The organism is Wenzhouxiangella sp. YN9 (assembly GCF_056324165.1).
The window spans coordinates 1-265 of the sequence record NZ_JBJNIP010000087.1 but is presented as its reverse complement, the minus strand read 5'-3'; the positions used below and the strand labels follow the sequence as shown (position 1 = coordinate 265).

At 62.6% G+C, this 265-nt stretch carries 1 pseudogene; it reads left to right on the top strand.

Features of this window, described 5'->3' with window-relative positions:
• Positions 1-265, top strand: a pseudogene (locus ACEWQ0_RS06160) (hypothetical protein); the annotation flags it as partial.

The following is a 265-nucleotide window of genomic DNA, read 5'->3' as shown; positions in this document are numbered from 1 at the left end:
CCCGGCTTACAGCCGCCGACCGCACGAAGGCCTGGCGCTGTTTACCCCCGAAGATCTCTATACCGGACAGTTCGAAGCACTCTGGCGGATCCGGCAAGCGGCCATGGATCGGCACTATGCGGCGCATCCCGAGCGCTACGTCAAAGGACCACCCCAAGTTGCCAGGCCACCAGCGGTCGTCTCGATCAATCCCGACGATGGTCAGACCGCAACGGAGTTACTCGGCACACCAGGTGCGTTCGAAGTCTCACCAACACCGGTCAGC